The sequence below is a fragment of the Aeromicrobium sp. A1-2 genome (assembly GCF_003443875.1).
GTDB lineage: Bacteria > Actinomycetota > Actinomycetes > Propionibacteriales > Nocardioidaceae > Aeromicrobium.
The window spans coordinates 997,436-1,021,277 of sequence record NZ_CP027482.1 but is presented as its reverse complement, the minus strand read 5'-3'; the positions used below and the strand labels follow the sequence as shown (position 1 = coordinate 1,021,277).

24 protein-coding genes and 1 tRNA gene are annotated in these 23,842 nt (G+C 67.3%); 12 read left to right on the top strand and 13 right to left on the bottom strand.

Annotated elements, in window-relative coordinates:
- Nucleotides 1-26: 26 nt before the first annotated feature.
- Genes C6I20_RS05000 through C6I20_RS04980 form a run of 5 tightly spaced genes read right to left on the bottom strand, consistent with a single transcriptional unit; the run spans nt 27 to nt 7,399 of the window.
- Entirely contained in the window at nt 27-2,138 is a 2,112-nt protein-coding gene (locus tag C6I20_RS05000; RefSeq protein WP_118394955.1) for an ATP-dependent DNA helicase RecQ, read from the bottom strand.
- Nucleotides 2,139-2,150: 12 nt separating this feature from the next.
- Nucleotides 2,151-2,969, bottom strand: a complete 819-nt coding sequence (locus C6I20_RS04995; RefSeq protein ID WP_118394954.1) for a putative protein N(5)-glutamine methyltransferase — start codon at nt 2,967-2,969, stop codon at nt 2,151-2,153.
- A gap of 35 nt (nt 2,970-3,004) precedes the next feature.
- Nucleotides 3,005-5,167, bottom strand: a complete 2,163-nt coding sequence (locus tag C6I20_RS04990; protein ID WP_118394953.1) for an MMPL family transporter — start codon at nt 5,165-5,167, stop codon at nt 3,005-3,007.
- A 46-nt stretch (nt 5,168-5,213) separates the two neighbouring features.
- Entirely contained in the window at nt 5,214-6,029 is an 816-nt protein-coding gene (locus C6I20_RS04985; protein WP_118394952.1) for a sulfite exporter TauE/SafE family protein, read from the bottom strand.
- Nucleotides 6,026-7,399, bottom strand: a complete 1,374-nt coding sequence (locus tag C6I20_RS04980) for an MBL fold metallo-hydrolase (RefSeq protein ID WP_118394951.1) — start codon at nt 7,397-7,399, stop codon at nt 6,026-6,028. The genes C6I20_RS04985 and C6I20_RS04980 overlap by 4 nt, the downstream gene beginning before the upstream one ends.
- Nucleotides 7,400-7,533: 134 nt before the next feature.
- On the opposite strand from C6I20_RS04980, the gene C6I20_RS04975 reads away from it, so the two are divergent.
- The 6 genes from C6I20_RS04975 (at nt 7,534) to C6I20_RS04950 (ending at nt 11,423) form a co-directional block, all read left to right on the top strand.
- Nucleotides 7,534-7,938: a DUF302 domain-containing protein gene (locus C6I20_RS04975; protein WP_118394950.1), complete on the top strand. Its 405-nt coding sequence runs from the start codon at nt 7,534-7,536 to the stop codon at nt 7,936-7,938.
- A 27-nt stretch (nt 7,939-7,965) separates the two neighbouring features.
- On the top strand, nt 7,966-8,229 hold the full coding sequence (locus C6I20_RS04970) for a metal-sensitive transcriptional regulator (RefSeq protein WP_118394949.1): 264 nt from the start codon (nt 7,966-7,968) through the stop codon (nt 8,227-8,229).
- Nucleotides 8,230-8,313: 84 nt separating this feature from the next.
- Nucleotides 8,314-8,565, top strand: coding sequence for a hypothetical protein (locus C6I20_RS04965; protein WP_162891131.1), 252 nt, complete (start codon nt 8,314-8,316; stop codon nt 8,563-8,565).
- Nucleotides 8,566-8,712: 147 nt separating this feature from the next.
- Nucleotides 8,713-9,306, top strand: a complete 594-nt coding sequence (locus C6I20_RS04960; RefSeq protein WP_254052254.1) for an isochorismatase family protein — start codon at nt 8,713-8,715, stop codon at nt 9,304-9,306.
- 5 nt (nt 9,307-9,311) lie between these two features.
- Nucleotides 9,312-9,836 carry a hypothetical protein gene (locus C6I20_RS04955; protein ID WP_118394947.1) on the top strand — a complete coding sequence of 175 codons (525 nt, stop codon included), beginning with the start codon at nt 9,312-9,314 and terminating at the stop codon, nt 9,834-9,836.
- Nucleotides 9,837-9,902: 66 nt separating this feature from the next.
- On the top strand, nt 9,903-11,423 hold the full coding sequence (locus C6I20_RS04950) for a hypothetical protein (protein ID WP_162891130.1): 1,521 nt from the start codon (nt 9,903-9,905) through the stop codon (nt 11,421-11,423).
- 31 nt (nt 11,424-11,454) lie between these two features.
- Here the strand turns inward: C6I20_RS04950 and C6I20_RS04945 are convergent, their stop codons facing one another.
- The 4 genes from C6I20_RS04945 to C6I20_RS04930 form a co-directional block, all read right to left on the bottom strand.
- Nucleotides 11,455-11,778, bottom strand: a complete 324-nt coding sequence (locus C6I20_RS04945; protein ID WP_118394945.1) for a hypothetical protein — start codon at nt 11,776-11,778, stop codon at nt 11,455-11,457.
- Nucleotides 11,779-11,934: 156 nt separating this feature from the next.
- Nucleotides 11,935-13,038 (bottom strand): hypothetical protein, encoded by a 1,104-nt coding sequence (locus C6I20_RS04940; protein WP_162891129.1) that lies wholly within the window; start codon nt 13,036-13,038, stop codon nt 11,935-11,937.
- A gap of 140 nt (nt 13,039-13,178) precedes the next feature.
- Nucleotides 13,179-13,252: transfer RNA gene (locus C6I20_RS04935), tRNA-Val, on the bottom strand.
- Between the two features lie 162 nt (nt 13,253-13,414).
- The gene (locus C6I20_RS04930; protein WP_118394943.1) at nt 13,415-13,876 is read right to left on the bottom strand and encodes a peroxiredoxin; all 462 of its coding nucleotides are present in this window, start codon (nt 13,874-13,876) and stop codon (nt 13,415-13,417) included.
- 179 nt (nt 13,877-14,055) lie between these two features.
- Here C6I20_RS04930 and C6I20_RS04925 point away from each other — a divergent pair, with 179 nt between their 5' ends.
- Nucleotides 14,056-15,369 (top strand): HNH endonuclease signature motif containing protein, encoded by a 1,314-nt coding sequence (locus C6I20_RS04925; RefSeq protein WP_118394942.1) that lies wholly within the window; start codon nt 14,056-14,058, stop codon nt 15,367-15,369.
- 14 nt (nt 15,370-15,383) lie between these two features.
- Here the strand turns inward: C6I20_RS04925 and C6I20_RS04920 are convergent, their stop codons facing one another.
- The gene (locus C6I20_RS04920; RefSeq protein ID WP_118394941.1) at nt 15,384-15,770 is read right to left on the bottom strand and encodes a DUF3052 domain-containing protein; all 387 of its coding nucleotides are present in this window, start codon (nt 15,768-15,770) and stop codon (nt 15,384-15,386) included.
- A 126-nt stretch (nt 15,771-15,896) separates the two neighbouring features.
- On the opposite strand from C6I20_RS04920, the gene aceE reads away from it, so the two are divergent.
- Together aceE and C6I20_RS04910 are read left to right on the top strand one after the other, a co-directional pair.
- Complete coding sequence (aceE, locus tag C6I20_RS04915; protein WP_118394940.1) at nt 15,897-18,653, top strand: pyruvate dehydrogenase (acetyl-transferring), homodimeric type; 2,757 nt, start codon at nt 15,897-15,899, stop codon at nt 18,651-18,653.
- Between the two features lie 47 nt (nt 18,654-18,700).
- Nucleotides 18,701-20,308, top strand: a complete 1,608-nt coding sequence (locus tag C6I20_RS04910) for a phosphatase PAP2 family protein (RefSeq protein ID WP_162891128.1) — start codon at nt 18,701-18,703, stop codon at nt 20,306-20,308.
- On the opposite strand, the gene C6I20_RS04905 is transcribed toward C6I20_RS04910, so the two are convergent.
- Complete coding sequence (locus tag C6I20_RS04905; RefSeq protein ID WP_118394938.1) at nt 20,305-21,264, bottom strand: alpha/beta fold hydrolase; 960 nt, start codon at nt 21,262-21,264, stop codon at nt 20,305-20,307. The genes C6I20_RS04910 and C6I20_RS04905 overlap by 4 nt on opposite strands.
- Nucleotides 21,265-21,352: 88 nt before the next feature.
- On the opposite strand from C6I20_RS04905, the gene C6I20_RS04900 reads away from it, so the two are divergent.
- Entirely contained in the window at nt 21,353-22,180 is an 828-nt protein-coding gene (locus tag C6I20_RS04900) for an acyl carrier protein (RefSeq protein ID WP_118394937.1), read from the top strand.
- Here the strand turns inward: C6I20_RS04900 and C6I20_RS04895 are convergent.
- Nucleotides 22,177-22,686 carry a DUF3145 domain-containing protein gene (locus C6I20_RS04895; protein WP_118398601.1) on the bottom strand — a complete coding sequence of 170 codons (510 nt, stop codon included), beginning with the start codon at nt 22,684-22,686 and terminating at the stop codon, nt 22,177-22,179. The genes C6I20_RS04900 and C6I20_RS04895 overlap by 4 nt on opposite strands.
- Before the next feature lie 111 nt (nt 22,687-22,797).
- On the opposite strand from C6I20_RS04895, the gene C6I20_RS04890 reads away from it, so the two are divergent.
- On the top strand, nt 22,798-23,103 hold the full coding sequence (locus C6I20_RS04890) for a GNAT family N-acetyltransferase (RefSeq protein WP_118394936.1): 306 nt from the start codon (nt 22,798-22,800) through the stop codon (nt 23,101-23,103).
- 3 nt (nt 23,104-23,106) lie between these two features.
- On the opposite strand, the gene C6I20_RS04885 is transcribed toward C6I20_RS04890, so the two are convergent.
- On the bottom strand, nt 23,107-23,535 hold the full coding sequence (locus tag C6I20_RS04885; protein WP_118394935.1) for a hypothetical protein: 429 nt from the start codon (nt 23,533-23,535) through the stop codon (nt 23,107-23,109).
- Nucleotides 23,536-23,668: 133 nt separating this feature from the next.
- On the opposite strand from C6I20_RS04885, the gene C6I20_RS17025 reads away from it, so the two are divergent.
- Entirely contained in the window at nt 23,669-23,833 is a 165-nt protein-coding gene (locus C6I20_RS17025; protein WP_162891127.1) for a hypothetical protein, read from the top strand.
- Nucleotides 23,834-23,842 lie beyond the last annotated feature (9 nt).

The window sequence follows — 23,842 nt, the reverse complement described above, 5'->3', positions numbered from 1 at the left end:
CTAGCGAGGCTCTGCGACTTTGCCCGTCAGGCGATGACGGCCAGCGAGAGCGGAAGCACCGCACCGGCACCGTGGCGACGCAGCTCACGAGCCGCGACGGTCATGGTCCAGCGGCTGTCGACCCGGTCGTCGATCAGCAGCACGGGCCGACCGCCCAACCCGGACAGCCCGGCGGCCAGCTCGGCGCCGACGCCGAACGTGCCCCACACGTCGGCAAGCCGGTAGGCGCTGTTGCCACCCGGCCCGTTGCGCGATCCCTCGCCGAGCTGGTCCATCGTGCCGAGGTCCTCGAGCCGACCGATGCGAGCGATCCCGCGCGCCATCGAGTCGACGAGGAGGGGGCGCGATCGCGAAGGGATGCTGACGACGGCTGCGGGTCGTTCGGACCAGCCCCAGTCCTTGAGCACCCGCACACATGCCCCGAGCAGCTCGTCGGTGATCGTTGCGTCAGGCACACCGGGCGCGAACAGCTCGCGCAGGACGCCACCCCAGCCGAGGTCGGTCAGGCGGGCAACGGCGCGTCCGGGCTCGGCCCGCTCGTCAACCGCGATCTTGCCCTTGGCCTCGACGCCGAGCCGGGTCGCGCCCGTGGGCCACTGCGCTCGTGGCTCGATCTCGACGCCGACCCGGTCGAGCGTGCTCGATGCGACCTCGACGGCGTCGGCCCTGACGTCGGTGGGGAACCATGCTCCGGCGCAGTTGTCGCAACGGCCGCACGGTGCCGCGGTCGGATCGTCGAGATCGCGCTGCAGCATCTCCATGCGGCACGTCGTCGAGCTCTCGTAGGCGACCATCGAGGCCTGTTCAGCCAGGCGGGCCTCGGAGATGCGTCCATAGCGCTCCTGGTCGTACGTCCACGGCTGCCCGGTCGCGACCCACCCGCCGGTGACCCGCCGCACCGCACCGTCGACGTCGAGCACCTTGAGCAGCAGCTCCAAGGGGGTGCGGCGCAGGTTGACCAGCGCCTCGAGCGCCGGCGTCGACAGTGGCTTGTCGCTGAGCTCTCCGATGACGGCTGCGGCGCGCTCGGGACTCGGCATCGACGAGGTCGCGAAGTAGTGCCAGATCTCGGCGTCCTCACGCCCCGGCAGCAACAGCACGTCGGCGTTGTCGGTCGCGCGGCCCGCCCTGCCGACCTGCTGGTAGTAGGCGACCGGGGACGACGGGGCGCCGAGGTGGATCACGAAGCCGAGATCGGGCTTGTCGAAACCCATCCCGAGCGCGCTGGTGGCAACCAGGGCCTTGAGCTCGTTGTCCTTGAGCTGGCGTTCGAGCTCTTCGCGCTGCTCGGGGTCGGTGCGCCCCGTGTAGGCCCTGACCTCGTGGCCACCCTCGCGCAGCAGCCTGGCGGTGTCCTCGGCCGCTGACACCGTGAGCGAGTAGATGATGCCGCTGCCGGGCAGCTCGGCCAGGTGGCTGAGCAGCCAGCCGAGCCGGTCGCGCGATCCGGGCAGCGTCAGCACACCGAGCCGCAGGGACGTGCGCGCGAGCGAGCCCCGGATCGTCAGGACCTGGTCGGCCGCGCCGAGCTGCTCGGCGACATCGGTCACGACGCGCTCGTTGGCGGTCGCTGTCGTCGCCAGCACCGGCAGGTCCGCAGGCAGCTGGCCGATCAGCTCGGCCAGGCGGCGGTAGTCGGGGCGGAAGTCGTGCCCCCAGTCCGAGATGCAGTGGGCCTCGTCGACCACCAGCATGCCCATGCGTCCGATCAGGTCGGGCAGCTGCTCGTCCCGGAATCGGGGGTTGTTGAGCCGCTCCGGCGAGACCAGCAGGATGTCGACCTCGTCGGCGGCCAGCATGGCCCGGGTCTGCTCCCACTCGTGCGGATTGGCCGAGTTGATCGCGACGGCTCGCACACCCGCACGTGCGGCGGCGGCGACCTGGTCGCGCATCAGCGCCAGCAGCGGCGACACGAGGAGGGTCGGACCCGCTCCGCGCTGCCGCAACAGGAGGGTCGCGATGAAGTAGACCGCCGACTTGCCCCAACCCGTGCGCTGCACCACGAGGGCGCGGCGACGGTCGTCGACCAACGCCTGGATCGCCTCGAGCTGACCGTCGTGGAAGACCGCGTCGTTGCGGCCGGTCAGCTGACGCAGGGCTGTGGTGGCGTCCAGTGCGGTGGTCGTCGACGAAGGCATGGCACCACTGTGTCAGTCGCTGGTGACAGCGCCTCCGCGCCTGGCGGGCCCGATCGCCGAACCGACCACGACGGTCCCGTCGACGTCCTCGGCGCGCTGCACCTGCGCCGAGAGTCCACCGGCCACGAATGCCTCGACCGTACGGCCGGCCTGCCCCCGACTCGTCTCGATCAGGAGGTGTCCGCCGGGCGCGAGCCAGCGCCCTGCTCCGGCAGCGACGCGGCGCTGCACCTCGACGCCGTCCGCTCCCCCGTCCAACGTCACACGGGGCTCGTGCTCGCGAGCCTCCGGCGGCATCAGCGCGATGGCATCGGTCGGCACGTACGGCGCATTGACCACCAGCAGGTCGACCCGGCCGACCAGCGTCGCGGGCAGCGGTGCGAACAGGTCACCCTCGAGCACCCGCCCGCCGAGCGGTTCGAGGGTGCGACGGGCGCAGGCCACGGCCGCCGGCTCGATGTCCACGGCGTACAGCTCGACCGCTTCCACCACGGCGTGGATCGCCGCCCCGACGGCTCCCGTCCCGCAGCACAGGTCGACCACGACTGCCCCCGCCCGGGCGCGGGCGACTGCCTCGCGCACCACGACCTCGGTGCGGCGCCGAGGCACGAACACGCCGGGCTCGACCGCGACGCGCAGGCCGCAGAACTCGGCCCAGCCGACGATGACCTCCAGCGGTCGTCCTTCGATCCGCTGCCGGACCATCGACGCGACCTGATCGGGCCCCTCCGCGGCCTGCACGATCAGCGTCGCCTCGTCCTCGGCGAAGACACAGCCGGCTCCGCGCAACGCCGCGACGATCTGGTCGTACGCGAGGTTGCCCGGAGCCATGCGGTCATCGTGGCAGATTCAGCCCGAAGTCCGGCTCAGCCGTGCGAGAAGGTGATGCGAGGCAGCACCTTGGTCAGCCAGGCCGGGGAGTACCAGGCGGCCTTGCCGGTCAGCCGGAGCATGACCGGCAGCAGCACGAGCCGCACCAGGAACGCGTCCAGCAGCACCGCGACACCCAGCACGATGCCCATCTCCTTGGGTGGGATCGGCCCGGAGAGCGCGAAGGTGAAGAACACCGCGACCATCACGGCACCGGCGGCGAAGATGACCCGGCCGGAGTGCGCGAGCGCACCGACCATGGCCTCCTTGGGATCACCGGAGATCTCGTAGTGCTCCTTGGCCGAGGCCAGCAGGAAGACCGTGTAGTCCATCGCGATCGCGAAGATCATCGCAAAGAAGAACACCGGGGCCCAGGCATCCAGGAAGCCCTGCGACTCGAACCCGAGCAGGCTCGCGCCGATGCCTTCCTGGAAGATCAGCCGGGCCACGCCGAACGCCGCGGCGGTCGACAGCAGGCTCGCGAGCGTGCCGAGCAACGAGATCAACGGAGCCTGCAGCGCGATCAGGAGCAGCAGGAAGCCCAGGACCAGGACCACGCCGATGACCAGCGGTGTCGAGGTGTCGAGCTGGGACTTCAGGTCGAGATTCTCCACCGCAGCACCACCGACCTGGGCCGAGGCGGGCAGATCGGCGCGGAGCCGGTCGATCGTGTCGCCCAGGGCGGGATCGGACGGATCCACGGTCGGGACGGCCTGGATCATGTCGTAGCCGCTGCTGTCGCCGGCCTCGACCGCCGGCATGGCACCAGCGATCCCCTGGTCAGCGGCGAGCACTGCGGTGGCCGCGGATGCATCAGCGTGATCCACGACGATCTGCAGCGTTCCGGGTGCGCCCTCACCGAAGGCGTCCTTCACGACGTCATAGCCGATCCGGGCGGACGCGTCCTCGGGGAGGACGTTGATCGACGGCATCGCCGTCTTGAGCCCGACGATCGGAGCCGCGAGGACCAACAGGATCACGAGAGATCCCAGGCCCCACGCGAAGGGACGCTTCCAGAGCCGTTCACCCCACGCAGCAAACTTCGCGGAGCGGTGCTCACCGGTCTTGACCCACGGCAGCGCCAGCTTGTTGATGCGGTGGTCGAGCTTGAACAGCACGACCGGCAACAGCGTCAGCGTGGCGCCGAGCACGAAGAGGACCGAGAGCATGATCCCGCCAGCCATCGACCGGAACGCCGGGGATGGCACCAGCATGACTGCCGACAGCGAGACCAGCACCGTCGCGCCGGAGAGCAGGACGGCCTTGCCGGCCGTGTCCATCATCTGCGCGACAGCATCACGGGCGGAGAGCCCCGAGCCCATGCGCGCGGCCCGGAATCGGACCACGAGGAACAGGGCGTAGTCGATGCCCAGAGCCAAGGCGAACATCATGGCGAAGTTCATCGCCCAGATCGAGACCGGGACGACCTCGCTGATCAGCACGAGCGAGCCTGCCGAGGCCACCAGCCCGGCGAGGGTCAGCAGCAGCGGAAGACCTGCGGCGACGAGCGCGCCGAAGGCCAGGACCAAGATCGCCATCGTCACGGGCCACGACATCAGCTCGGACTTCAGCATCGCCTCGAGGTTCGCGTCGTTGAAGTCCGACCACAGCAGCGAAGAACCGGTCGGGTTGACCTGCACCCCGTCGACCGACATGTCCTGCAGCTCACCCTTGAGATCCGTGGCGACACGAACCATCTCGTTGGTGTCGACGCCAGCACCTGCCAGGACGATCGCGGTGCTGCCGTCCTGGCTCAGGGTCGCGCCGGGTGTCGGCTGGACGACGTCGGCGATCCGGGGCTCATTCTCGAGCACCGCGGTCACCTTGGCGAGGACGGCCTTGCCCGCGCCCTCCGTGACTGGTCCGTCGGTGGAGCGGACCACGACCTGGATCGCCGAGGACGCGTTGCCACCGAAGTGCTCGCGCGCGATCTCGCGGGCGGCGACGGACTCAGAACCGTTGGCCTGCCATCCGGCGCCCGAGAGGCTGCTCTCGACCCTGGGCGCAAAGACGCCGAGGCCGACGATCAGGAGAGCCCAGACGACCAGGACCAGACGTGCGTGGTCGGTGACCCAGTGGCCGAGGCGGCCCAGCGGCCCAGGTCGGGACTCGTGCGGCGCTGGCGCTGCAGCGCGGTGCTGCGTGGTGGTGCTGGACATGGTGATTTCCGTTCGACGAAGTGTCAGGTGTGGATGGATGGTGTGGTCAGAAGAGAGCAGGGATGGCGCGGGCGGCGGTGTAGACCGCGACCGAGAGAACCAGGACTGTGAAGCCGAGCGTGAGTCGCTTGGCGTCGATCCGCGTGGCAAGCCTGGCGCCGACAAAGCCACCGATCGCGGACGTGGCAGTGAGGGCGAGCACGATGGTCCAGTCCGGCTGGATGCCAGCGCCGACGCGGAGCGCGAGAGCGGCCGTGCTGGTGATCGCGATCGCGACCAGCGCAGTGCCGACGGCGTACCGCATCGGCAGGGCCAGGACCAGCAACAGGGCAGGTACGACCAGGAATCCGCCTCCGACACCGAGGAAGCCGGTCAGCAGACCCACCACCGTCGCGGTCAGCAGGACACCAGCCGCCTGCCGGAGGCGAGCCGCCGACATCGCACCCGTCGCCGACTCGTCGACAGCGCGCCGGCGTGGCGCCTTGGGTGCGATCCGGCCGGGACGCTGTCGCCAGGCCATCGTGGCGCCGACGAGGAGCAGGAGCGCGGCAAAGCTCACCATGAGAACGTCTTCGTCGACGTGCACTGCTGCCCTCGCTCCGACCGCGGTCCCTCCGATCGCGACGACGCCGAACACGGCGCCGCGGGCGAGTAGCACGTTCCCCGCACGCGCAGCCGTCAACGCGGCAATCACCGAGGTCACGGCAACGACAACCAGGGAACCGGTCGTGGCCTGCGCCGGGGACTCACCCAGCAGGTAGACCAGCACCGGGACGGCCAGAATCGAACCGCCACCGCCGAGCGCGCCGACCGAGAGTCCGATCAGGGCGCCGAGGAACAGAGCCAGTAGGACCGCTGTCACTCCGCTGGCTCGGCAAGCTGCAGACCGGCGTCCGCAGCCTGCGTGAAGTCGTCATCGATCGCCACGACCTTGCGGCCCGCGGCATCCAGGATCGAGGCGCCCACCGACGCGCGGTAGCCACTGGCGCAATGCACCCAGATCTCACCACCAGGCAGTTCGTCAAGGCGGCCCGAGAGCTCGTGAAGAGGCACGCCGAGCGCACCGACGATCGAGACCGACTCGTGCTCGTCGGCACGACGGACGTCCAGGATGACGACCTCGCGGTGGTGCCGGACCTGGTTGAGATCGGCGAAGGTCGCGGTCGGGAAGCTCGCCAGCTCGTCGCGGGTCCAGTCCTGCGGCCCGCCGGTCGAGTGCGCGGCCGGACGGTCGATGCCGATGCGTACGAGCTCGCGCTGCGCCTCCGCGACGTCCTCTGCCGTCTCGCCGAGCAGCGTCACGGGGGTGCCCCACGCGATGAGCCAGCCAAGGTACGTCACAAATCCGCCGTCGAGACCGAAGTTGAGGGTGCCACGCACGTGGCCGGCGGCAAACGCCGTCCGGTTCCGCAGGTCGACGACCCACTCCCCGGCCTCGATACGGGTGCGGAGCTCGTCGGCGTCGGCACGAGCCGGGGTGCTGAGATCGGGCGCGTCCGGGCCTGCGGCGTTGGCCGGGCTCATGTGGGCGTAGTACGCCGGCCATGCGCCCAGGCCGTCGAGCAACTCACGGACGTACGTCTCCTCGTCCTGCGTGAGGACGGGGTTCGATGTTTTCTCCTGCCCGATCGTGGACTCCGTGGCATCGGACTGGGTCGCGGCGCAGAAGCTGCCGAAGCCGTGGGTCGGGAAGACACCCGTGTCGTCGGGGAGCTCCTCGGCCAGGCGCTGCGCCGAGGCGTGCTGGTGACGGGCGAGCTCGTCGGCGTGCTCATCACCGAGAAGGTCAGGACGGCCGGTCGCGCCGAACAGCAGCGATCCACCGGTGAAGACCCCGACGTCGGCGTCGGTGCCCTCGTCGCGCAGGGCATAGGACAGGTGCGTGAAGGTGTGCCCGGGGGTGGCGAGGGCGGTGATCCGCATCCGGTCACCCACCGCGATGATCTGGCGGTCGTCGATCGGCGTGCGTTCGAAGGACACGTCATCGGCGCGATTGACCAGGTAGGCCGCGCCCGTCTCGCGGGCGAGCGCGAGGCCGCCGGTGACGTAGTCGTTGTGGATGTGCGTCTCGAAGACGTGGGTGATCCGAACGCCCTCCGTCGCTGCGAGCTCGAGCACCCGGTCGATGTCGCGCTGCGGGTCGATCACGAGGGCCACCTCCCCGTCATGGACGAGATAGGTGCGGTCGCCCAGCGACGCGGTTTCGAGCGTACGAATAGCCAGATCTGTCATGGTCAACCCTCTCTCGCAAAAATCCCCCCTGGGGGTTACGGTCCGACGTTAACATATCCCCCCGGGGGGATGTATTGTCGAGGTGTCGGACACCCCCGACAATCCCTCGAACCGAGGCAACGGAGACTGCGCAGATGACTGACTACACGATCCAGATCACCACAGACCGCCCCTACGCGGCCACCGTCCAGGCCGTACGTGAGCAGCTCGCCGAGGCCGGCTTCGGCGTCCTGACCGAGATCGACCTCAAGACGACGCTCAAGAACAAGCTCGACGTCGACATCGAGCCGCAGATCATCCTCGGCGCGTGCCGGCCGCAGCTGGCACACCTGGCCATCCAGGCGGATCCCTCGATCGCCGCCCTGCTGCCGTGCAACGTCGTCGTTCGAAGCGTCGGAGAGGATCGGACCGTCGTCGAGGCGTTCGACCCGCAGATCATGATGTCGATGGCTGGCGAAGCGGCCGGCGCCGTCCGCGAGGTCGCCGAAGACGCTCGTACCCGACTGACCGCGGCGCTCACCGCCGTCGCAACTCCCTGACCCGAACCAGCAGAACAAAGGAATCCCATGGAGCTCGAGCCCACCGAGATCAAGGCGATCATCACCAGGATGAAGCGCGCCAACGGCCACCTCGGCAGCGTCATCCGCATGATGGAGGACGGCGCCGACTGCGAGTCGGTCCTGACACAGCTGGCGGCGGTCAACAAGGCGCTGTCCCGCGCCGGCTACGCGATCGTCGCAACAGGACTGCAGCAGTGCCTCGCTGACGGCGACGGTCTGGACGGCGTGGACGTCAAGAAGATGGAAAAGCTCTTCCTCGCCCTGGCCTGATCTTCCCGACCCCTGTTGCGGGAGCGGGATGCGCAGGGTGAGGCTGGACTTGTGCGTCCACGGTTCGGGGCTTGCACCCTCATCTTGACCGTCGCCCTTCTCGGCGGGGCTGCCGCCTGCTCGACCGGCCACACCTCCCCCGCGGTGCTCGTCGCGCCGGACCTGGTCTGCAGCCGTGACCGAACCACGATCGACGCCAAGAACACGATCGAGCGGGTCGGCGGGCTCGTCGGCGACGGCTTCACTGTCCGTTTCGCCGAGAGCACCCGGCTGGGCGTCGTGGCGCTCGTCGACGGTGGCACCTCCGCGGCGTACCGCGAGCTGCACCGCGACTAAGGCGTCGCGCTCATCGCCCGCATCCATCGCGACGACTCCGCCCGAGTCACCGGATTCGCACAGGTGCACGACCTGGTCGTGTCCGCCTGTTCCTAGAAACTGTCGGCTCGCGTGCCTACTGTCGGACGGAACCGGCAGAAGCCCGACATGACGACCTTGACCGACCGCACCAGCACTGCACTACTCGTCATCGACGTCCGGAACGACGTCGTGAGCGACGCCCACGACCGAGATCGAGTCGTCGCAAACATCGCGCGCCTGGTCGAGCGAGCCCGCGCCGAGCAGGTGCCGGTCATCTGGGTGCAGCACTCCTCGGAGTCGATGCCGCAGGGCAGCGACGGCTGGGTGTACGTGCCCGAGCTGGTCCGCGACGAGTCCGAGCCTTTGGTCCACAAGACCTACCCCGACTCCTTCGAGGAGACCGACCTCGAGGCGGTTCTGGCCGAACGGCAGGTCGGCCGCCTGGTCGTCGCCGGCGCCCAGACCGACGAGTGCGATAGGCTCGACGCTTCACGGAGCGATCGTCCGCGGCCGCGACGCCGCTCTGGTGTCCGACTCCCACACGACCCAGGACCTGAGCGAGCGGGGCGCACCGACTCCCGACCTCGTCGTGGCGCACACCAACCTCTACTGGCACGAGCACCAGGCGCCCGGGCTTCAGGCCGGCACTGCGCCGGCCGGGTCAGTCAGCTTCGCCTGACCGGCGTCTGGACAGCACTCACTGGGCCAGCACTACGGTGAGCGTCATGTCGAACTTCGAGGCTGCGGCCCGCGCGAGCATCCACGACCACTCGATGGCCCACCTGCGCCGGGCATGGTGGACATTGGACGAACCACGCCTCACCGACCTCTGCGGCACCTTCGAGGCGACGTACGTCGGCAGGACGCTGCAGACCGTCGCGCCCCGCGGCTTGGCTCTCGTTGGGCTGCCGAGATGGTTCGGGAAGCACTTCGACTCCCCTGACGGGGAATCGACCGCCCTCGAAGGCAGGAACCTCCTGCGCACGGTCGACGGATCCGCCCTGACCGCAACCCTCCCCATGCGGGCGACCCTCGCGGCGTCGCTCGCCGACGGCGGCCCCGCACTGGTCGTGACCTACCCTGCCGACGCCCCCCGTCCGTGGCGATGGGTGCGCGATGAGTTCCGCCCGTGGGAGGACAGCGTGCTCCTCGGCCTGACCTTCGTCGACCGGGTCGGCCTGCGCCACGCTCCGGGCACCCCGTTCGTGCTGCGCCGAGTGACCAGCCACCCTCCGGAGGCGGACGTCTGAGGGACGCACGCCGGGCGAGTGATCGCCCCCCTTGTTAATTGAGAGAGGCTGGTGCAAAGTCCCTCTATGACACCGACGAGAAGCATGTTCGCCTTGGGCATCGCGGCGACCGTCGCAGCGCTGGCTGCGCCGCTGGCGCTGGCGGGCCCGGCCGACGCCGCGACCGAGCCGTGCGACTCCTCGCGCCCATACCGCGACCTGAACGGCGACGGATTCGAGGATGTCGTCGTCGGCGACCCGGAGGCGACCGTCGCGGGTCAGCCCGAGGCGGGCACCGTGACGATCCTGTTCGGCGACGCCGAAGGTGTCATGGGCGGGGGCAGCCGCCGGGTGCTCACCCAGACAGATCTCGGCGAGACCCCCGAGGCCGGTGATCACTTCGGCTGGGCCGTCGCCGCCAATCGGACCAGCATCGACGGCTGCTACGGCATCATCATCGGCTCGCCGGGAGAGGACGTCGACGGGAAGGTCGACGCCGGGATGGGGCACGTCCTGACCATCAACGGTGGCCCCAACGACGACATCGAGCAGGAGCTCATCGACAACGTCGACCAGGGCGACGTGGGCGGAAACGTCGAGGCCGGCGACGAGTTCGGCTACTCGGTCGCGGCTCTCGGCGGTAGCGACGAGTACCCGGTCACATTCGCCTTCGGCGCTCCGGGAGAGAACAACGACGGAGGTGTCGTCAACCGAACCGATGACCTCGGTCGGCCTTCGGCGGCCGTCCAGGAGCGACAGGGCTCGCGTGGTCTTCCCGGAACCCTGCAGGCGGGAGACCGCTTCGGTGAGGTGATCCAGTTCCTCAACTACCTGCCAGTGGCAGATGCCGAGGACTTCTACCTCTACGTCGGCGCCCCCGGCGACCGGGTCGACGGTCACACCGCGGCAGGGTCCGTGACAGCCATCAGCAAGTACGCGAGGTCCAGGCTGATCACCGAGAACACGTCCGGCGTCCCCGGCAAGGCCGAGGCCGGCGATCGCTTCGGGTCGAGCCTCAGCGGCAGCGAGCTGCCTCCCTTGTCATCCCTGCGTCAGTTCGCCATCGGCGTGCCCGGCGAGGACGTGGGCAAGGTCAAGGACGCCGGCAGCGTCACGGTCCTCAAGCGCTACGGCCCCACCAGTATCCTGAAGGCCATCACGCTGACCCAGTCGACCTCCGGCGTGGCCGGCATCGTGGAGTCCGGCGACCAGTTCGGCTCGGCCGTCGCGTACCGCGACGACCGCACGCTGGTGATCGGCATACCCGGCGAGGACGTCGGCCGGGTCCCCGATGCGGGAGGCGCCCAGATCCTGCGGATCGGGATCTCCCAGCTCTCATTCCCCTCCCCCTTCATCACCGAGGACTCCCCCGGCACTCCGGGTGCGGTCCGCGTGGGCAACAGGTTCGGAGCAGCGGTCGCCGGGCTTCCGTCCAACGACAGCGTCTCGGTGAACCAGCCGAGGGACTATGGCGAGGCGGTGTTCGCCATCACGAGCCCGAACCAGGATGGCGGCTCCGTCTACGTGCTGTCGAGCACCGAGGAGTCGCGCGCCTGGCAGCCCGGCCCCGAACAGACCGGGGCCCGATTCGGCCAGTCCGTCGGCTGACACCCGACGCCGCTAGACAACGATCCACCGCTCAGTCGGTCGGAAGCGCACCCCGGCACAGCGCCTCAGGCTCACCGAACCCAACGACGGTCGACTCGTCGGGGTTCCCGCGCGATGACTTGATCGTCAACTTGTCCGTCAGGTTGATGATGACCACGATGTCCTCGGCGTCACCGCCGTCGTAGACCCCGAGGAAGTCCCCCGAGCCGTCGAAGTTGATCCTGAGCCGTCCGATCGCGCCTGTGTCGGAGGAATCGTCGATGCCGGCCCGACCACGAACCCGGCGGCACAGTCCCCGACGATCCCAGACGCTCTCGCCCGACCCGAATCCGCCGATGACGTCGTCGTTGGCCATGCATCGTCCCCGGACTCCACGCCGTCCTGCACCAGGGTGAAATCGCTGCCGCCCGCCGTCTCATGGTCGATTCCTTCGTTTGGAGAGTCGACCTGGAAGTACGAAGCATTCATGCCGTGGCGGGGCAGTTTGCCCGGAGACCAGGGTTTTCCCTACCTACTTGGCGACGCCCACGCGTTGAAGCATCCCCGCGAGAGTCTCGGTGATGTCCTCCTTCCCCGGGGTGCGGCGGACGAAGTTGTGAAGGTCACGAATCTGGTTCACGGCATTGCCCCGGCGCAGCTCGTACGAGCCCAGCCGCTGGAGGTCGAGCGGCTCGTGAAACGTCGGGAAGCTGTCCAGCCGGTCCACCGCGGCGAGATTCGCCATCGTGCGCAGGCATTTGAGGCAGCGACAGCAATTCATCGTGGCGAATTCCATGTAGCAGACACGAAGGTGCCGCTGAGCAACCGGGTTGTCAGCGATCAGCGACGTCTTCAGTGCACGGCCAGCCTCGGCGCCGTCATGTTCGACGATGAGTCGGCGGGTGGACCAGAGATCGTCGAGCAGGGGATGCGAACCCCACTTCTGGCCGGTCGCGTAGCTGTGGGTCGCGGGCACCAGAATCCGATCGATGACGGGAGAGAACAGGGTCCCGAGGCTGGCGAGGGCCGCGCCGTGGGCTTCGCTGCCCCAGCGGGTGTCTGGCGCCAGGAACTTTCGGATCGTCGTCCTGGCGGTGAGGAGCTGCTTGCCGCTCTCTGCGGCGACCTGCTCAAGCAGTGAAGTAGTGCGCTCGATGGCCGCAGTCTCACGCAACGGCACGTCTAGACCGAACCCATAGACGATCGCTCCGACGCGGTCCTGGTTCTTGGTCAAGCTGTAGAAGGAGTCCACGCCGCCGGTGAAGCACGTCCCCGTCAACCGCTCGGGAGATGCGAGCAGCCGCCGGCGGTTGCTCTGAGCGGGAGGTGCCTGCACCTCCACGCGCTTCATACGCCGCGAGTACCACGTCGTCAGGATGTCCTGAACACGGTTGATCGCGACGGCACGCTCGGAAATCGGATCAGTGAGCTCAAGGTCCTCACCACGGCGCATCGCCACCACCAGCATGGTCGGCAACCAGATGTCGCCCTTGTTGGTCTTCACGAAGGGGATGTTGTCCCGAGTCACGAACGTGAGATCGCGATGAGTGCCGTCGGAGAACGTCGCGCGCACCCGGGTGCGGTGGCGGCCGTCCTTGAGAACGTCCTGCTGCGTTGCTCCTACCTTCATGGTCACGGGCCAAAGATAGAGCAGCAGATGTCCCGTTTGTTGGGAATTTGGAACGCCGCCCCATCGGCAAGCTGGGCGCAGGCCAGGAAGGACTCACCCTTCTGCGGTCGACCAGGACAGCCATGGTTGCGACCGACGAAAGCAAGTGGGCGAAGAGGGACTCGAACCCCCGACCTTCCGGGTGTAAACCGGATGCTCTAACCAACTGAGCTATTCGCCCTCAGGACCAGCGGAACGATACCGCAAGCGCCGGCAACCACCCTCATCCACAGGGAGCCGGGACAAAAAGAACCGCAGCTGCCAAGGTCTCGGGTCCCTGGCAGCCGCGTGGGCTTAATCAAACCTCACGGGCCGTCGAGCGCGCAGGTTATTGCGGAAGATTTCAGGAAATCTCAGCCAACGCCGCGCGATAGGCCGACAGGTCGCGCGCATCGGGGATGCCGTTCTCGATTTTCCAGCGCAGGATGCCCTCGCGATCGATCACATACGTGCCGCGATTGGGGGCTCCGGCACCCTCGTTGAACGTGCCGTACACACGAGAGACCTCCCCGTGCGGCCAGAAGTCGCTGAGGATCGAGAACTTGTATCCGTCACGATCCGCGAATGCGCGGTTGGAGAAGAAGTGGTCGCACGAGATCGCCAGGATCTCGGCGCCATCGGACTCGAAGTCGCCGAGGTTGTCGCGGAGCTCGCAGAGCTCACCAGTGCAGATGCCGCTGAACGCGAACGGGAAGAACACCAGGACGACGTTCTTGTCACCTCGGAATGACGAGAGCGAGACGTCCTCGCCGTGCTGGTTCTTGAGGGTGAAATCAGGGGCGGCAGAGCCGATGTCGAGAGTCATGCGATCAGCCTAGGTGCGACCACCCGAGGCGGCTTGCCGGAGGCTGCGCGCAGGATCGAGCCACTGGAGGCGCGCCTCATATCGCACTGGAATAGCAACATATTTCAGACTATTACTCCTTGACGCCGCCGCTCCTTCGATGCTAGAATCGAACATACGTTCTAGTCGCTGCGAGGATCATGTCTGCCGCTCTCGCCACCCCCCTCCCCCACCCGCTAACGCGTGGTGTCGAAGACATCGGCGGCGCGCTCGACCGCATGCCGATCGACGCGTGGGAAAACCTCGAGCCGGCCACGATCGCCGCGCTGAGCGAACGACTGATGCGGATCGAGGCCCGGGTCAGGGCGCAGCTCGTGGCTGCTGCCCGATCGCTCGACCACTCCGACTACGCGAAGCGCAAGGGCGCAACCTCGACCGGAGCGATGCTCGCCGGGGCATTCGGCGGTGACCGTCGTTCGGCCGAGTCGGCTGTGCGCATGGGCGAGACGCTGCGGGCAGCGGGCCGCACCGAGGACGCGTTGGCGCGCGGAGACATTGGTGCCGCTCAAGCTGCGATCATCGCCGGAGCCATCTCCGACCTGCCGGACGACACCCTCGACGAGCACAAGCACCGGTGCGAGGACCGGCTGATCGGTGATGCCTCCCGGCTCAGCCTCAAGGACCTGCGGTCGAGGTCATTGCGAATCACCGATCAGTTCAAGCCCAAGCCTGAGGTCGACGCTCACGAAAACGAGTCGCTCGAGTCCCGGGAGAAGTCAGCTTGGAAACGGTCGGAATTCTGGATGGTCGACAACCGCGACGGCACCCACCGGGGCAGCTTCGTCCTACCCGATGCCCAGGCCGACATGCTCCGCACCGCTATCGAGGCGATCTCCGCCCCACGGCGCGATCATCTTCACGACGCGACTCCAGCCGCGGCGTCCTACTACGACCGCGACCTCATCGCGCGCACCCGCCAGGGCCTCGGATTCGCCGAGCTCTGCGGCCACCTGCCGGCCGACCAGCTGCCAGGGCGTGGCGGTGTCGGCGCCACCCTCATGGTGGCGCTCGACTATGAAACCCTCGTCAACGGTGTTCGAGCCGCAACCCTCTCGACCGGCACCCGCATCTCTGCCGGGCAGGCCCGTCAGATGGCCTGCAACCTCGGACTCATCCCGCAAGTCTTCGGAGGGGCGTCGCTCCCCCTCGATCACGGCGCCGAGAAGCGTGCGTTCACGGTCGTCCAGCGGCGCGCCATGGAGCGTCGCGATGGCGGCTGCTCGTTCCCGGGCTGCGACCGCCCACCCGGATGGTGCGAGGCACACCACGCCAGGACGCCGTTCGCAGTCGGGCAGACCACAATCCTGGCCGAAGGCGTGCTGATCTGCGCACACCACCATCGCACCGTCCATCAGGACGGATGGGCGATCCGATTCTCGGATCGCGACGGTCACCCCGAATATCGCGCACCGAGATCAACGATCTGGCGGCGCAATCACCGGTGGCGACCCTAGGTCATTAGCCGAGCTCAGCGCTTGTGCGCGGTCAGCCTCGTCGATGCCCACTCGTCGGAGGCCGACGCCGTCGTGGTCGTCGACAGACCCGCGATGGGTGCTGCCTCCACCACGTCAGCGCCCGGGACGTATCCCTCGCGGCCAACCTTGGGCGTGAACAACCACACCGATCCCCCCTCGGCGAGATCCTGCAACGAGTCGACCAAGGAGTCGATCAGATCGCCATCCTTGTCTCGCCACCAGACGATCACGCCATCGACGACATCACCATGGTCACCATCGACCAGGTTGTTGCCGGTGACGCGCTCGATCTCGACACGGAGCTCCTCGTCGACGTCCTCATCCCAGCCAAGCTCCTGGATGACGGTGTCAGGACCGAAGCCCAACTTGCCCGCGTCCACCGCGATGTCTCCCTACGTTCGTTGAAAACCTACTGAAAAGTAGGTACGTCGGCACTGTTGCCGCTATCACAGTAGCGAACCCGAGGTGGAATGATGGACACGTCCACAAGACGCAAGGGAGCAAGCATGCCGCAATCCGGTCACGAACGTCCGCCAGTCATTCACGAGGGTCTGCCGACCCAGCTACCCGATATCGACCCCGATGAGACGGCAGAATGGGTCAGCTCGCTCGACGACATGATCGACAGCCGGGGGCGCAGCCGTGCCCGCTACGTGATGCTCAGGCTCCTTGAACGCGCCCGCGAACAAAACGTCGGCGTCCCGGCGCTCCGCAGCACCGACTTCATCAACACGATTCCACCAGAGCGCGAGCCGTGGTTCCCCGGCAATGAGGCGATCGAGCGTCGCATCCGTTCCTACATCCGCTGGAATGCCGCCGTCATGGTGTCGCGTGCCAACCGCCCGGGTCTGGGCGTCGGCGGACACATTGCGTCGTACCAGTCGGCCGCGAGTCTGTACGAAGTCGGCTTCAACCACTTCTTCCGCGGCAAGGACCACCCCGGCGGCGGTGACCACATTTATTTCCAGGGTCACGCTGCACCAGGCATCTACGCACGCTCATACCTCGAGGGCGGTCTGTCCGAGACACAGCTGGACCGGTTCCGTCAGGAGCACTCTCACGGTGCCGGCAACGGCCTGTCGTCGTATCCGCACCCCCGTCTCATGAACGACTACTGGGAGTTCCCCACGGTCTCGATGGGCCTGGGCGCGATCAACTCGATCTACCAGGCACGTTTCAACCGCTACCTGCACAACCGTGGCATCAAGGACACCAGCCAGCAGCACGTCTGGACGTTCCTCGGTGACGGCGAGATGGGTGAGCCCGAGTCGCTCGGCGCGATCGGCATCGCTGCGCGCGAAGAGCTCGACAACCTGACGTTCGTCGTCAACTGCAACCTGCAGCAGCTCGACGGCCCCGTGCGTGGCAACGGCAAGATCATCCAGGAGCTCGAGTCGACCTTCCGGGGCGCCGGGTGGAATGTCATCAAGGTCGTGTGGGGACGCGAGTGGGACGACCTGCTGGCCCGCGACACCGACGGCGCACTGGTCAACCAGATGAACCGCACCCCGGACGGTGAGTTCCAGACGTTGTCGGTGGAGTCCGGCGCGTACAACCGGGAGAAGTTCTTCGGTGCCGATCCGCGGCTGCAGAAGATGGTCGAGCACCTGACCGACGGTCAGATCGAGCGGCTCCCCCGAGGCGGTCATGACTACCGCAAGGTCTACGCCGCGTTCGAGGCTGCCCAGAAGCACACCGGCCAGCCGACCGTGATCCTCGCGCACACCGTCAAGGGTTGGCTGCTCGAGTCGTTTGCCGGACGCAATGCGACGCACCAGATGAAGAAGCTGACCAAGGACGACCTCAAGGGCTTCCGCGACCGGCTCAACATCCCGGTCTCCGACGAGCAGATCGACGGCAGTGACATCGCGCCGTTCTACCACCCCGGTCCGGACAGCGAAGAGATCCAGTACATGAAGGCGCGCCGCCATGCGTTGGGCGGTTCGCTGCCCAAGCGCGTGGTCAACCCGGTCAGTGTCAAGCTGCCCGAGGACAAGACCTTCGACGAGCTCAAGAAGGGCTCGGGCAAGCAGCAGATCGCAACGACGATGGCCTTCGTCCGCCTGCTGCGCGATCTGATGAAGGATCCCGAGATCGGTCGGCGCATCGTGCCGATCGCTCCCGACGAGTACCGCACATTCGGCATGGACTCGATGTTCCCCTCGGCCAAGATCTACAACCCGGCCGGTCAGACCTACGACTCGGTCGACCGCAAGCTGCTGCTCGCGTACAAGGAGTCCGCCCAGGGCCAGCTCCTGCACGAGGGCATCAGCGAGGCAGGCGCGATGGCGTCGGCGATCGCCGCTGGCAGCTCGTACTCGACGCACGGCGAGCCGATGATCCCGGTCTACATGTTCTACTCGATGTTCGGTTTCCAGCGCACCGCCGACTCGATCTGGGCCATGGCCGACCAGCTGGCCCGTGGCTTCCTGATCGGTGCCACCGCAGGTCGTACGACCCTGACGGGCGAGGGCCTGCAGCACGCCGACGGCCACTCGCCGCTGATTGCGCAGACCAATCCGGCGGTCGTGCACTACGACCCCGCATTCGGCTTCGAGATCAGCCACATCATGAAGTACGGCCTCGAGCGGATGTACGGATCGACCGAGACGTTCCCCCACGGCGAAGACATCATCTTCTATCTGACGGTCTACAACGAGGCCATCAACCAGCCGGTCGAGCCGGAAGACGTAGACGTCGAGGGCATCCTCAAGGGCGCCTACATCTACCGCAAGGCTGCGGACGGCGATGTCACTGCTCGCATCATGGCGTCCGGAGTCGCGGTCCCCTGGGCGCTCAAGGCGCAGGAGATCCTCGCCGCCGACTACGGAGTCGCGGCCGACGTGTGGTCCGTGACGTCGTGGAACGAGCTGGCCCGCGACGGTGTCGCTGCCGAAAAGTGGAACCTCAACCACCCGGGCGAGTACAGCCGGATGCCCTACATCACGGTCAAGCTCATGGACACCTCTGCGGTGACGGTCGCGGTGAGCGACTACATGCGCGCAGTGCCCGACCAGATCGCCCGATGGGTGCCCGGAGCATGGCAGTCGTTGGGCACCGACGGCTTCGGCTTCGCGGACACCCGCGCGGCCGCACGTCGCACGTTCCAGGTCGACACCGAGTCGATCGTCGTGTCGGTTCTGCAGACACTCGCCCAACGCGGCTCGGTCCGACCCGAGACCGTTCGCGAGGCCTTCAACCGATTCCAGATCGATGATCCGACCGCCGTCGCGGGGGTTGCACAGGAGGGCGGAGACGCCTGAGCCGCCCTCACAACTGAATCTCAGGGTCACCTAATAGGATGGCGCCTATGCGTCGTCGGCCCTATACCTTTGCCGTGTGTCTCTCGGTGGCCGTGGGGTTGGCCGCGATCATCGCGTCCAACCGCTATGACGTGCCTCTGCGCGACCCTGACGGGTTCCTCGGACCGGCCTACATCCGGCTTCCGCTGATCGGTCTGCTGTTCTTTGCCGCGGGCATCGTGCCCCCCGCATTCAACCGCTCACGCCGCTCGTTCACGCACACCGTGGAGTGGCGGCGCTCGCTCGAGCACGGCTCATCGGTCGTGAGTCGCCTGCTTGACGGGTTCGTCTCGACGTTCTTCTGGGGCTTGGCCGCCGGAATCGTCGCGATCGCCTGGGCCGCGGCGAACGGCTCCACCGCGGGACACGTGGCGGTGGGTGTCGTGGCGGTTGCGGTCATCGGCCCGTTCGCCCTCTACGAGCTGCGCAGCCAGACTCGGACCGGCATCACCACGATCTCGCGCCTGACCGAGATCGTGGTGCTCGACGAGTCGACGCTGCGCCCGCTGACGTGGAGACGCGCGATCGCCCGGCAGATGCTGCGGATCGTCCTTCCGCTCTTCCTGGTCAGCTCCGTGGCAAGCAGCCTGCACCCGCGGATCGGCGACTGGGCCTGGCTCGGGCTCCTCGCGATTCCGCTGTGGCTTGTCTCCAACGGCGCCGACCGCTTGGTTGCCGCCCGCCGTTTCGAGGCTGGCAGTGTCCCGGCTGACCTGACGCCGTTGCGCTCCCTGGACCAGACTCCGCGGCTCTTCCAGTTCATGGAGATCATCCGTGCGGAGTGGACCTGGAAGCGCGTCACGTACATCGCGCTGGGCCTGATCTCGTTCTATGTCTGCTACGTGAGCTATCGCAACCTCAAGAGCGATCTGCCGCTGGCTCGTGAAGGCGTGCACTTCGACAAGCAGATGCTCGACATCGACTACTTCTTGTTCTTCAACCACAACCCGGCACCGGTCCTGCACGACCTGTTGGGCGTGGGCTTCTCGGCGCAGCTCCTGTCGGTCATCTACGTCGCCTACCTCCCGCTGATCCCGTTGTCCCTCGGCGCCTTCCTGGTGTGGGGCAAGGACCTGTCGCTCGGCGCGTGGTACGCAACCGCGCTGAGTCTCAACTGGGTGCTCGGGGTCATCAGCTACTACATCTTCCCGACGTTCGGCCCGGCGTTCGTGCAGCCGGCCATGTTCGCGAATCTGCCCGAGACCAGCGCAGCCCAGTTGCAAGGGAGCTTGTTCCGTGCTGCCACGAGGTTCTACGAGGATCCGACCGGCGGCACGACGTACGGCATCGCCGGCTTCGCTTCCTTGCATGTGTCCGTGGTGGTCTCGGCGGCGTTGTTCCTGCGCGCGACCAACCAGCGCAAGGTCGTGCAGATGATCGGTTGGGTCTACCTGGGACTGGTCGTGCTGGCCACGATCTACTTCGGCTGGCACTACCTCGCCGACGATGTCGCGGGGGCCTTCATCGGCTGGATCGCAGTCGTGATCGGAGCATGGGCCACGGGCAACACCAAACGACAACGGCGCAAGGCCGAGGCCGAGGCCGAGGCCGAGGCCGGGACCGAGGCCGAGGCCATCGTGGCGCCCCCGCCGCTTGAGGTCCGGCCCGCGTCCTAGACGACCGCGGGCGTGACGTCGTCGCCGCCGAGCACCGGCACGGGCTCGAGAGCGTACTGATCGCCGCGGCGGAGCAGTGCCCGCCAGCGACCACGGTGATACTGCGCGGGCGGATTGTCCTCGATGAACTCCGTCACGAGACGACTGAACTCCTCGGGGTGGTCCTTGTGCGGGAAGTGCCCTGAGTCGTCGAACACGTGCACGTCCGATGATCCGTGCGTCGGCGCGGCCTCGGAGTGGGCCGAGGGGATGACCATGTCGTCTCGACCCCAGACGACCAGGACTGGCATCAGCCGGGCCAGGTAGCTGCGGTCTGTCATCGTGACGAACTGACCCTTCCAGTTCAGCACGTGGCTCGTCACCCGCTGGACGGCTGTTCGCGCCGCCGGGTCGGCGAGAGACTCATAGATCCGGGCAACCTCGTCGAGGTCGCGTGTCACACGCAATGGTGTCTTGGCCAGCGCCCGCATGCCTCCTGCGACGAGTGGCCGCCACGGTCGAAAGGTGGCGACGGCCAGCGCAGCGCTGCTTCCGGGCACTGTCAGCAACCTGATCAGCGGAGTGACCTCGCGGCCGAGGCCGCCGGTCGAGACCAGGACGACCCGCTCGGTCCGGTCGGGGAACTGATAGGCGAACTGCATCGCGACTCCGCCGCCAAAGCTGTGGCCGACGACCGTCACCTTGTCGATGCCCAGCACCGTCAGGAGGTCCCTCATGCCGTTGGCATAGCCGCCGAGCGAGTAGTCGGCATCGGGCTTGTCGGACTCGCCGTGGCCCAGCAGATCAGGCGCGATCACAGTGAAGTGCTCGGACAGCTTCGGGATGACGTCGAGCCACGTTGATGAGTCGCAGGCGAGCCCGTGGATGAGGAGAACGGCAGGACCGGAACCGGAGATGCGGAATGCTCGACGATAGCCGTGGACCACCAGATACTGGATGTCTTCGACCTTTTCCATCAAATCATCCTAGGCCGAGGAGGGTCAGGCACCGCCGATTCGCTGCACGGATGCGCGTGATCCTCCGCACCCTCGTTAGACTCGCCTCGTGTCTCAACCCGCCGCAGTCCATGAGCAGCTCACGGACATTCTCGTTCGCCTGGTCGGATGCACGAACGATGCCGTCGTGCCCGAGGCGGTCCTCAAGGACCTCGGCACCGACTCGCTCACGATCATCGAGCTGGCCGAGGAACTGGGCAAGCGGTTCGACGTCTACCTGTCCGACGACACCGTCGACGCGCTGGTGACGGTCCAGGACGCCATCGACGCCGTCGCATTGCACGACGGCAGTCGGTCGCCCGGTCACGCTGAAAAGCTGCCGATCGGGCTGGAGTCCCCCGCCCCGCCTGTCCGAGACGAGGATGACGAGAATGCGGAACGCCGCAGTCTGGCCCGTCGCCTGGCGTTCTGGTTCGTCCTCGTCGGCGCGGCGCTCGGTCTCGTGCTCGGCCTGGGCGGTTCGGCTCTCGTCAGCGCAACAGGCATCAGCTCAGTCGATCTGCCCCCGATCTCCGCGCCGTCAACCGCCGCACCCACACCCACGGACGAACCGACCCCCGAGCCGACTCCGGAGGCGACGACATCCGAGCCCGAGACCCCCGACCCGGAGCTCAACGTGTCGAGCAAGCAGGTCGCACCCGGTGAGCGCTTCACGTTGTCGGGCACCTTCCCGTCGGCCGGCGTCGGAACATCGCTCCAGGTGCAGGTCAAGGACGCGGGCAGTGAGTGGGACGACTTCCCGATCGCGACCACGACCACAAAGGGAGCGAAGTTCAAGACCCAGATCTACACCTCGCGCCAGGGCGAGCGGCAGTTCCGGCTGACCGACAAGAAGGCCGGCAAGTCCACTCCGGCCGTGACGGTCCAGATCGGCTAGATCACCTGGTGCAGCCAGCGCACCGGTGCACCCTCGCCGGCGTGCCGGAAGGGCTCCAGCTCGGCATCCCATGCCACGCCGAGAAGCCCGTCAAGTGCGGAGTCCATGTCGACCTCGCCGAGAGCGACCTTGACCCGGAACGCCTTGATGCGGTCCTCGGGTATCACGATGTCCCCGTGCAGGCCGGTCATTGAGTGGAAGATCCCCAGAGACGGCGTGTACGAGTAGCGGGCACCCTCCGACGTCGCCGTCGGCTCCTCGGTGACCTCGAAGCGCAAGCGTTCCCAACCGCGCATCGCCGAGGCCAACGCTGCGGCCGTGCCGGATCCGGCTTGCCACGACAACTCGGCTCGATACGTGCCGGGCTCGGCCTGCTGCGGCACCCAGGCAAGGTCGGCGGTACCTCCGAGCACGCCAGCAGCAGCCCACTCCACGTGTGCGCACAGCGCAGATGGAGCGGAGTGCACAAAGAGCACACCCCTGGTCGGGGTCGTCGGCGAAGACATGTTCATCGGTGCCTCCCTAGTGTCGCCTTCCCCAGCGTCTTGGATGCACCTGAGACCATTGTGACGCATCCACGCGTCTAGGGACAACATCCGGCCCGAAGGGAATGTCGAATGACGACCACAGTGCAGGACAATCCCAGCTCGTCAAGGTTCGAGATCACGGTCGACGGTGAGCTCGCCGGCTATGTGGACTACCGCAAGGACGGCACCGAGTACGCGCTGCCGCACACCCGGATCTTCACCGATTTCGAAGGTCGCGGCCTCGGCGGCCAGCTGATCAGCGGCGCCCTCGCCGAGATCGCCTCCCGAGGCGGCTCGGTGCTGCCGTTCTGCCCGTTCGTCCCGAAGGTCATCCGGGACAACCCGGAATTCCTCGACCTGGTCCCGGAGGACCAGCGGAGCACCTTCGGGCTCTGAGGGCTACCCGACCGTCGTGACTTCGATGCCGTTGTCACGCCACAGGTCGATGACGGCCGGCTTGTCGTCCCATGCAGCACGCACGGTGAATCCGTCGGCGCAGATCTGCGCCAGGATGTCCTGCTTGACCTGTACGTCCCTGCGGTAGTCGCCAACGATCCGCATGTAGAGCGCGTCGTACAGGATGTCCTGGCCGACCAACCAGTCCAGGGTCAGGTCACGCCAGATGAACTCGCGGGACGTCACCACCAGGACGGCGTGCCCTTGACGGCTCTGCTCGCGGGCTGCTTCGACGATCTCAGGCCGCGGCGGGCAGTCGGCCGACGCCGCGTGGAAGGCCGCGAAGTCCTTGTCCTCCCCCGCGATCAGGTGCTCGATCGCCGAGGTGTCACAGAGCGTGCCGTCCATGTCGAAGATCACCGCGTCGCGCATGTCTCATTGTCTCGCACCGCGGGATTCCGGGAGCCAGGAAAGTGCATAAGTTTGTGGCCCGAAATATCTTGTCCGGCTATGTCTGTTGTTCTAATCTCTGGATCGCAACCAACCCGCGAGACGGAGGATCGACATGGCGAAAAGGACTAGTCACCGTGGATACGTCTCCCCGGTGCCGGAGGAGGAGCTCTCGTGGCGGATGGGCTCGAGCGCGGGTCGCAAGCTCGAAGCCCGGCTCGTGGAGCAGGGGTGGAGCTGGATCACCGAGCCCGTGGACGCGGCGATTGTCGACGCCTGATCCAGCGCC